The organism is Nocardioides sp. NPDC059952 (genome assembly GCF_042730435.1).
Classification (GTDB): domain Bacteria; phylum Actinomycetota; class Actinomycetes; order Propionibacteriales; family Nocardioidaceae; genus Nocardioides.
Genome location: NZ_JBHWLY010000018.1, coordinates 82976 through 91515, shown reverse-complemented (window position 1 = coordinate 91515; position 8540 = coordinate 82976). Strand labels below are relative to the sequence as shown.

The following is an 8540-nucleotide window of genomic DNA, read 5'->3' as shown; positions in this document are numbered from 1 at the left end:
TGCGCCGACTCGGCTCTGTTGCAGTTGCGCCGACTCGGCTCTGTGCCGAGCTGACGCGCTGCGCGCGTCAGCTCGGGTCTACGCCGTGCTCGTTGAGGGCGGCGTCGGGGTCGACGGCGTCACCACCACCGGGGCGGACCTCCACGTGGAGATGGTTGCCGGTGGAGTTGCCGGTCGAGCCGACGTAGCCGATGACCTCACCGGGGGAGACCGTCTGGCCGACGGAGACGCCGTAGTCGCTCTGGTGGCAGTACCAGATCTCGGTGCCGTCCTCGAGGGTGATGATCGTCCGGTTTCCGTACGCACCGCCCCAGGCGGTCTCGGTGACCGTGCCGCGGGCGATCGCGTGGATCGGCGTGCCGTAGGGGGCCGCGAAGTCGAGACCCGTGTGGGTGCTGGACCAGTTGGAGCCCGAGGAGCCGAAGGTGCCGGTGATGCGGTAGACGCCCGCCGGGATCGGCAGCTCCCACATGTTGGACTTGAGGAACTTGTCCTGCTTGTCGGCCTGGACGTCGACGCCCTGGAGCGCCTTCTCGCGGGTGCTCGCCGCGGTGTCGGCCTCGGAGCGCTCGTCGTTGCGGGTGACGGTCGCGGAACGGTCACCGACGACGACCATGTCGCTGTCGCCCCCGAGCGCGGTGGCTCCGACGAGGCGTACGTCATCGGCGGCGACCATCGTCGGACCGCCGGTCAGCGCGATGCCACCGATGGCGGCAGCGAGAGCGGCGGCGCCGGCGGTCAGCGGGACCGTCGGGCGGCCACCGGCCGCCGCAGCGGAGGCGCGCCGGGTGCGGGGACGGGTGGGACCACCGATGCCGACCATCGTGCCGGTGGTCTCGACCGCCGGGAGGTCGTGCAGCTCGGGGCGGTAGGTCGCGATCTCGCTGATGCTCGGCAGGTCGATGCTGCCCGTGTCGGCGCGGAAGTAGGTCTCGGCCTGCTGCGCGTCGCGGTCGTAGCCGTCGGCGTAGTCGTCCTGGTAGTACGCCTCGTGAGCCTGCGGCTCCTCGTAGTAGGGCGCGTCGACGGTGTAGTTCTCGGCCGGAAGGTCGATCGCCATCGAGTCGAAGTCGATCTGCTGCGGCAGCGCCACCGGCGGGGCCGGGAACGAGGTCGTGTCGATCTTGAACGACGTCGGGGGCGCGTCGAAGGCCTCCTGGAACCCGCGGGGCTCCTGGATCTCCGGCTCGTAGGCCGGAGCAGCAGGGGCGACCGGGGGAGCCGGGATCTGGCGGGCCTCGCGCACCGCGCGGATCTTGCCGGTCAGCGGCGCGAACGTGTTGGCCATCCGCAGCGGCTTCGGCGTGTGCGTCGGCTCGGGCGCCTGGAAGGTCGGCTCAGGCGCGACGGGCGCCACCGGCTCGGGAAGCGCGGGAGCTGCAGGAGCAGCCGGAACACCGCGCGGGGGCGTCTTGGTAGAGACCGCCCTGCTCGACTTCGCCTTGGCGGGCGCGGGCTTGGTCGGCTGGGTCAGGAACATGGTGAGCTCGGAGGTCGTCATGCCTCCTACGCCGAGGTCTTCGAGTACCTCGGGGGTCACCTTGTCCGGGTCGATGCCCATCGAGTGGAGCAGGTCGGCCAGGACCGGGTCGATCTGGTTCGCCCGGCGCTGCACGGGCACGATCGGGGTCGCCGCGGCAGGCGGCGGGGTCGGGAACGAGGCCGGGAAGGAAGGGCCGTCGCCCTCGACGAGAGCACGCAGCTCACTCGTCGAGATGCGGCCGTCGTGGGCCTCGTCGGCGCGCGGGGACCCGACGACCGGCAGCTTGCCGGTCTGCTCGAGAACCACGCGGTTGGGCCGGGCCTTGGCGACCGGCTCCTCAGGAGTCTCAGGGGCGGGGGATGGCTTCGCGGTCCCGACGGCGGGGGACGGCGCGGCGCGCCGCTTCCCGACGTAGGAGGTCGATCCGGTCGCTCGCGGGGCAGGCCTGGAGGCAGGGCTGTCGGTCGCCGGCGCTGCGCGCCGCTTCCCGACGTAGCTGCTGCTGCTCGTGGTTGCTCCGGGGGAAGGGGTGACCGAACGCGGACTGTCACTTGTGACGTCGGCTCGGTGGTTGCCCATCAGTTCATATCTCCGCTGTTCGGGGTCAGACGGCGAGCCATGACTGTAACGGACCGGAGGGCGCGGTCAAGAAATGTGGCACGCCCGTTTCGCTGATTTCACCAACGGCTGTGGCCGAATCAGTCGCTGATCTGCGTATTTCCGCCAGATTCGGAACTCGATTGCGGAACATTCATGTCACCCGAAACGCGTGTCATCGGCCCATTTGGGCATCGATACGCCGTCGAAACCCACCGGTCCCCGGACTGCAGGCCGCGTCGTACGGGGTCAAACGGGGGTCGCTGCGTGGGGCTACGGACTGTTACCCAAGGTTGCCGATTTGTTGGTATGTGTCCGGTGTGTCCGGCCGCACGGTCCGTCAGTGGCGTACGTCACGTCGTGTGCCCTGGGCTCGTAACTCCGGCTCGGCGGGGTCTAAGGTGCTGGACGGACACATCTGAAGACGAGGGCGTCGACCGCTGATCCATGCGGTACGCCGCCTCGTACCGCAACACACAGACCAGGTGGATCAGTGGATCTCATGGAATACCAGGCGAAGGAACTCTTCGCCAAGCACGGCGTGGCGACCACCCTCGGTGTTGTCGTCGACTCGGCGGAGGCGGCCAAGGCCGCGGCCGAGGAGCTGGGTGGCGTCACCGTCATCAAGGCGCAGGTCAAGGCCGGTGGCCGCGGGAAGGCCGGCGGCGTCAAGATCGCCAAGACGCCCGAGGACGCTTTCGAGCACGCCACCAACATTCTCGACCTGACGATCAAGGACCTGCCGGTCAACCGCGTCCTCGTGACGCCGGCGACCCCGCCGGTGGAGGAGTACTACTTCTCCTTCCTGCTGGACCGCTCGAACCGGCAGTACCTCTGCATCGCGTCCGTCGAGGGTGGTGTGGAGATCGAGGAGGTCGCCAAGACCAACCCCGACGCCGTGAAGCAGATCGGCATCGACCCCGGCAAGGGCGTCGACGAGGCCAAGGCGCGCGAGATCGCCACGGAGTGCGGCTTCCCGGAGCCCGTCTTCGAGCAGGCCGTCGCGATGATCCAGAGCCTCTACACGGTGTTCACCGAAGAGGACGCGACGCTCGTCGAGGTCAACCCGCTGGCTCGCCTGGAGGGCGACAAGCTGGAGGCCCTGGACGGCAAGGTGTCGCTGGACGACAACGCCTCCGAGATCCGCCACGAGGACCACGAGAGCTTCGTCATCCGTGACGAGGAGGACCCGCTCGAGGCGAAGGCCAAGGACAAGGGCCTCAACTACGTCAAGCTCGACGGCCAGGTCGGCATCATCGGCAACGGCGCGGGTCTGGTCATGTCGACCCTCGACGTGGTCGCCTACGCCGGCGAGGCACACGGCGGCGTCAAGCCCGCCAACTTCCTCGACATCGGTGGCGGCGCCAACGCGCAGGTCATGGCCGACGGTCTCGACGTCATCCTGAACGACGAGCAGGTCAAGTCCGTGTTCGTGAACGTCTTCGGTGGCATCACCGCGTGTGACGAGGTCGCCAAGGGCATCGTCGGCGCGCTGGACATCCTCGGCAACGAGGCCACCAAGCCGCTCATCGTGCGTCTGGATGGCAACAACGTGGACCTGGGCCGCCAGATCCTCAGTGAGGCCAACCACCCGCTGGTCACCATCGTCGACACCATGGACGGCGGCGCCGACAAGGCCGCCGAGCTGGCCAACGCCTGAGGTCGGGAGAGAGAAACATGAGCATCTACCTCAACAAGGACAGCAAGATCATCGTCCAGGGCATCACCGGCGGCATGGGTGCGAAGCACACCGCCCTGATGCTCGACTCGGGCGCCCAGATCGTCGGTGGCGTCAACGCCCGTAAGGCCGGCACCACGGTCACCCACAAGGACGCCGCAGGCGCCGACGTGGAGCTCCCGGTGTTCGGCACGGTCGCGGAGGCGATCAAGGAGACCGGCGCCAACGTGTCGGTCCTCTTCGTCCCGCCGGCGTTCACCAAGGACGCCGCGATCGAGGCCATCGACGCCGAGATGCCGCTGATCGTGGTCATCACCGAGGGCGTTCCGGTCCAGGACACCGCCGAGGTGTGGTCCTACCTGCAGGGCAAGGTCACCCGGATGATCGGTCCGAACTGCCCCGGCATCATCACGCCGGGCGAGTCGCTGGCCGGCATCACCCCGCACACCATCACCGGCAAGGGCCCGGTCGGTCTCGTCTCCAAGTCGGGCACGCTGACCTACCAGATGATGTACGAGCTGAAGGACTTCGGCTTCTCCACCGCCATCGGTATCGGCGGTGACCCGATCATCGGCACCACCCACATCGACGCCCTCGAGGCGTTCGAGAAGGACGACGAGACCAAGGTCATCGTCATGATCGGTGAGATCGGTGGCGACGCCGAGGAGCGGGCCGCGGCTTACATCAAGGAGAACATCTCCAAGCCTGTCGTCGGCTACGTCGCCGGCTTCACCGCGCCGGAGGGTAAGACCATGGGTCACGCCGGCGCGATCGTGTCCGGCTCCGCCGGCACCGCGCAGGCGAAGAAGGAGGCCCTCGAGGCCGCCGGCGTCAAGGTCGGCAAGACCCCGTCGGAGACGGCTGCTCTCGCTCGCGAGATCCTGCAGTCCCTCTGACGTACGTCAGCACCTGACCGCCCCGCGACCGCCAAGGTCGCGGGGCGGTCTTCGTCTGTGGGGGAATTGGTCCGAATGTGCGCGCTCGAGCGTCCGAACGGATTAATGTGACAACCATGACCAAGCGAATCACGCGTTTGCTCTCGGGTGCGGTCGTTATCGGACTTTCGGTGTCAATTGCGCCGCTGAGTCTCTGTTCGGTTTCGGCGGGAGCGGCGCCGGGCCAGAGTGTGAATCGGGTCGTGGACCAGGCGGAGAAGGCGCGGAAGACCCACGTCGTCCAGCCGGGGGAGACGCTCTCCGGGATCGCCGGGAAGTACGGCGTCAAGGTCACCGACCTCGCGACCTGGAACCAGATCGCCGACCCCGCCAAGATCCGGGCAGGCGCCGAGCTCGTGGTGAGCCCGCCCGCGAAGCCGGCCGAGAAGGCCTACCTGGTGGTGGCCGGTGACACCTTCTCCGGTATCGCCAAGAAGTTCGGCGTCGAGGTGGGCGAGCTGATGGCCCTCAACGGCTACGAGGATCCCACCAAGCTGCTGGCGGGGAGCAAGATCAAGATCCCGGCGGCGAAGCCGAAGCTGAAGAAGTACCAGGTCGTCGCCGGGGACACGTTCGTCAGTATCGGCAAGAAGTTCGGCGTCAGCGCGGAGGAGCTGATGAAGCACAACGGCTACGCGGACCCGACCAAGCTGCTCGCCGGCACGACGATCGAGATCCCGGCCAAGGCGGCCAAGCCGAAGCCCAAGCCGACACCCCAGCCCGGCACCGGGGAGACGGTCTACACGACCGTCGCCGGGGACACCTATGCCAGCGTCGCCAAGAAGTTCCGCATCACCGAGGAGGAGCTGCGGATCTACAACGGCCACCGCGCGCCCGACAAGCTGCCTGCTGGGTTCAAGCTCTACATTCCGTCGAGCTGACCGGCCTCAGACCGCGCGCAGGGCACCGGCGCGGCGCCGCCGCATCGCGTCGAGCGACTCGGCGGTCGCCGTATCGGCCGGCATCAGCACCAGGATCTGCTGGTTGTCGGCGGCCGGGAGCTCGAGCTCCTCGACGTCGAAGCGCAGCTCGCCGGCGTCCGGATGGCGCCAGCGCCACACCCCGCCGTGCGGCAGGTCGTGGCGGCCCAGCCGGTCGGTGAACTCCGGCCCCGCCTGCGGTGACAGCGCCTCGATCATCCGGCGCGAGGTGCCGGCGTTCGGCCCGCGGTAGAGGTTCGCGACCAGGTCGTCGGCGACGAGGTCCCAGTCGGGGAACGCCTCGCGGGCGCGCGGGTGGAGGAAGGCGTACGCGGTCAGGCTGGGCTCCGCGTGGTCGAGCAGCCCCAGGGGGCGGGCGAGCAGGTCGAAGGTTTCGGTGTGGGCGAGCAGGTCGCCGAGCCGGTTGGTGAGCACAGCGACCCCGGGCTCGAGCTGCTCGATGAGGGTGCGGGCGCCGGGGCGTACGTCACGACCCGAGGAGTACGGCCCGACGCACTGTCCGCTCGAGGCCATCGCCAGGGTGCGCAGGTGCTCGTGGGCGGTGGCGTCGAAGCGGAGCGCGTCGCCGATGGCCCGCAGGACCTGAGGCGAGGGGTGACGGTCGCGGCCCTGCTCGATCCGGACCAGGTATTCGACGCTGATCCCGGCCAGCGTGGCCAGCTCGGACCGGCGCAGACCGGGGGCGCGGCGGCGTACGCCCTCCGGGAGACCGACGCTCTCGGGCGTGGTCCGGTCCCGGCGATCTCTGATGAACGAGCCGAGGGCTCCCGGGTTGGCGGGCATGCCGACAAGCCTACGGCGAACCGGCGTGGTCAGGGTGGCCCTGCCGGGGCCAGCCTCGGCTCGGTCTCCCACCGCTCGCCGATCGGCACGAACCTGGATGACATGAATCCATTACGTATCGCAGTCATCACCGCCAGCGTCCGGGAAGGTCGCGGTGGCCCGATCTTCGGCTCCTGGGTGGCCGAGCAGGCCGAGGCGTACGGCGGTCTCCAGGTCGAGCTGATCGATCTGGCCGACCATGAGATCCCGTTGTCCCTGCCCGCCGAGTCGCCGAAGGCCGCCGGTGCCGACTATCCGAGGCCCGCCGGTCAGCGCGACCTGACCGAGGCGCTCGAGGCCGCCGACGGCTTCGTCGTCGTAACGCCCGAGTACAACCACAGCTATCCGGCCTCGTTGAAGTCGGCCCTGGACTGGCACTTCACCCAGTGGCAGGCCAAGCCGGTCGCGCTGGTCTCCTACGGTGGCGACAGCGGCGGCCGCCACGCCGCCCTGCACCTGGAGAACGTGCTCACCGAGCTGCACGCCCACCCGCTCCAGGCCCGCCTCGCCTTCCCGCGCTACTGGGAGCGCCTCGACGAGAACGGTCGGCCCAACGACCCGGACTCGGCCGTCTACGCCAAGGGCATGCTCGCCCAGCTCACCTGGTGGGCCGAGGCGTTGCGCGCCGCGCGTACGGGCTCGGCCTACCCGGGGTGACGTCAGGCGGCCACCGTCTCCTTGGCGGGCTCGTCGTCGGCCAGCAGGCCCTCTGCCGAGGCGGAGCGGTAGCGGTCGACGTCGAGGATGCCCTCGCGCTTGGCCACGATGGTCGGAACGAGGGCCTGCCCGGCGACGTTGACCGCGGTGCGCCCCATGTCGAGGATCGGGTCGATCGCGAGCAGCAGGCCGACGCCGGCCAGCGGCAGGCCGAGGGTCGAGAGCGTGAGGGTCAGCATCACGACGGCACCGGTGAGGCCGGCGGTGGCGGCCGAACCGACGACCGAGACGAAGGCGATCAACAGGTAGTCGGTGATGCCCAGGTCGATCCCGAAGATCTGGGCGACGAAGATCGCCGAGATCGCCGGGTAGATCGACGCGCAGCCGTCCATCTTCGTGGTCGAGCCCAGCGGGACGGCGAACGAGGCGTACTCCTGGGGGACGCCGAGGTTCTTGACCGTCACCTGCTCGGTCACCGGCATGGTGCCCACCGAGGAGCGCGAGACGAAGGCGAGCTGGATCGCCGGCCAGGCACCGCGGAAGTACGCCAGCGGGTTGAGGCCGTTGACCCGCAGCAGCACCGGGTAGACGACGAACAGGACCAGTGCCAGGCCGACGTAGACGGCCACCGCGAACCAGGCCAGCGAGCTCAGCGAGTCCCAGCCGTAGGACGCGACCGCGTTGCCGATCAGGCCGAGGGTGCCGATCGGCGCCAACCGGATGATCCACCACAGCACCTTCTGCACGATCGCGAGGAAGGAGCGGTTGAAGGCGAGGAACGGCTCGGCCTTCTCGCCGGTCTTGAGTGCCGCGATGCCGATCGCGAGGGCCACCACGAGCACCTGGAGGACGTTGAAGCTCAGCGCGGTCTCCGCGAGCGGGCTCCCGCCGACCTGCTCGACGCTGGTCGATGCCTCGAGGCCGAGGAAGTTGCCGGGGATCAGGCCCTGGAGGAAGTCGAGCCACGAGGCGGAGGCGCCGGCCTCGGCCGCATCGGCGGTGCTGACCGCGGTGTTGCTGCCGGGCCGGAAGAGGAGGCCCAGGCCGATGCCGATGGCGACCGAGATGGCCGCGGTGATGGCGAACCACAGCAGCGTCTGGCCCGCGAGCCGGGCCGCGTTGCTGACCGTACGCAGGTTGGCGATCGAGGCGATGATGGCGGTGAAGATCAGCGGTACGACGACGGCCTTGAGCAACGAGACGAACGAGCCGCCGATCGTGGCGAGGGTCGTCGTCAGCCAGTTGGCCTCGTCGCCGGCGCCGGGGCCGATCGCTCGCGCGACCGCACCGAGCGCGACGCCGAGGACGAGGCCCAAGATGATCTGGACCGAGAAGGACGGAAGCGGCAGGCGCCGTCTGGCGGTGGGGGCGGTGGACACGAGAGGGCTTCTCCAAGGTTGATGCGGGTCGGGGCTCTGTTGGGCCCG

At 69.2% G+C, this 8540-nt stretch carries 7 protein-coding genes; 4 read left to right on the top strand and 3 right to left on the bottom strand.

Annotation, left to right across the window (positions count from 1 at the left end):
• Positions 1 to 67: 67 nt before the first annotated feature.
• Complete coding sequence (locus ACFV9G_RS11060) at positions 68 to 2062, bottom strand: peptidoglycan DD-metalloendopeptidase family protein (protein WP_378727519.1); 1995 nt, start codon at positions 2060 to 2062, stop codon at positions 68 to 70.
• Positions 2063 to 2573: 511 nt separating this feature from the next.
• On the opposite strand from ACFV9G_RS11060, the gene sucC reads away from it, so the two are divergent.
• The 3 genes from sucC to ACFV9G_RS11045 all read left to right on the top strand — a co-directional run bounded on the left by sucC (position 2574) and on the right by ACFV9G_RS11045 (position 5574).
• Positions 2574 to 3740, top strand: coding sequence for an ADP-forming succinate--CoA ligase subunit beta (gene sucC / locus ACFV9G_RS11055; RefSeq protein ID WP_378727517.1), 1167 nt, complete (start codon positions 2574 to 2576; stop codon positions 3738 to 3740).
• Between the two features lie 17 nt (positions 3741 to 3757).
• Entirely contained in the window at positions 3758 to 4654 is an 897-nt protein-coding gene (gene sucD / locus ACFV9G_RS11050; RefSeq protein WP_378727515.1) for a succinate--CoA ligase subunit alpha, read from the top strand.
• Positions 4655 to 4896: 242 nt separating this feature from the next.
• Positions 4897 to 5574 carry a LysM peptidoglycan-binding domain-containing protein gene (locus ACFV9G_RS11045; protein ID WP_378727513.1) on the top strand — a complete coding sequence of 226 codons (678 nt, stop codon included), beginning with the start codon at positions 4897 to 4899 and terminating at the stop codon, positions 5572 to 5574.
• Between the two features lie 6 nt (positions 5575 to 5580).
• On the opposite strand, the gene ACFV9G_RS11040 is transcribed toward ACFV9G_RS11045, so the two are convergent.
• Entirely contained in the window at positions 5581 to 6417 is an 837-nt protein-coding gene (locus ACFV9G_RS11040) for a helix-turn-helix domain-containing protein (RefSeq protein ID WP_378727512.1), read from the bottom strand.
• A gap of 102 nt (positions 6418 to 6519) precedes the next feature.
• Between ACFV9G_RS11040 and ACFV9G_RS11035 the strand changes: the two genes are divergently transcribed.
• Entirely contained in the window at positions 6520 to 7113 is a 594-nt protein-coding gene (locus ACFV9G_RS11035) for an NADPH-dependent FMN reductase (protein ID WP_378727511.1), read from the top strand.
• Positions 7114 to 7115: 2 nt separating this feature from the next.
• Here the strand turns inward: ACFV9G_RS11035 and ACFV9G_RS11030 are convergent, their stop codons facing one another.
• The gene (locus tag ACFV9G_RS11030) at positions 7116 to 8492 is read right to left on the bottom strand and encodes a dicarboxylate/amino acid:cation symporter (protein WP_378727510.1); all 1377 of its coding nucleotides are present in this window, start codon (positions 8490 to 8492) and stop codon (positions 7116 to 7118) included.
• Between the last annotated feature and the right edge of the window lie 48 nt (positions 8493 to 8540).

What these genes read in the sequence shown, in the direction of transcription:
- ACFV9G_RS11035 (WP_378727511.1), top strand. Translation starts at nt 6,520, where the DNA reads ATGAATCCATTACGTATCGCAGTCATCACCGCCAGCGTCCGGGAAGGT.
- ACFV9G_RS11040 (WP_378727512.1), bottom strand. Translation starts at nt 6,417, where the DNA reads ATGCCCGCCAACCCGGGAGCCCTCGGCTCGTTCATCAGAGATCGCCGG.
- sucD (WP_378727515.1), top strand. Translation starts at nt 3,758, where the DNA reads ATGAGCATCTACCTCAACAAGGACAGCAAGATCATCGTCCAGGGCATC.
- ACFV9G_RS11060 (WP_378727519.1), bottom strand. Translation starts at nt 2,062, where the DNA reads ATGGGCAACCACCGAGCCGACGTCACAAGTGACAGTCCGCGTTCGGTC.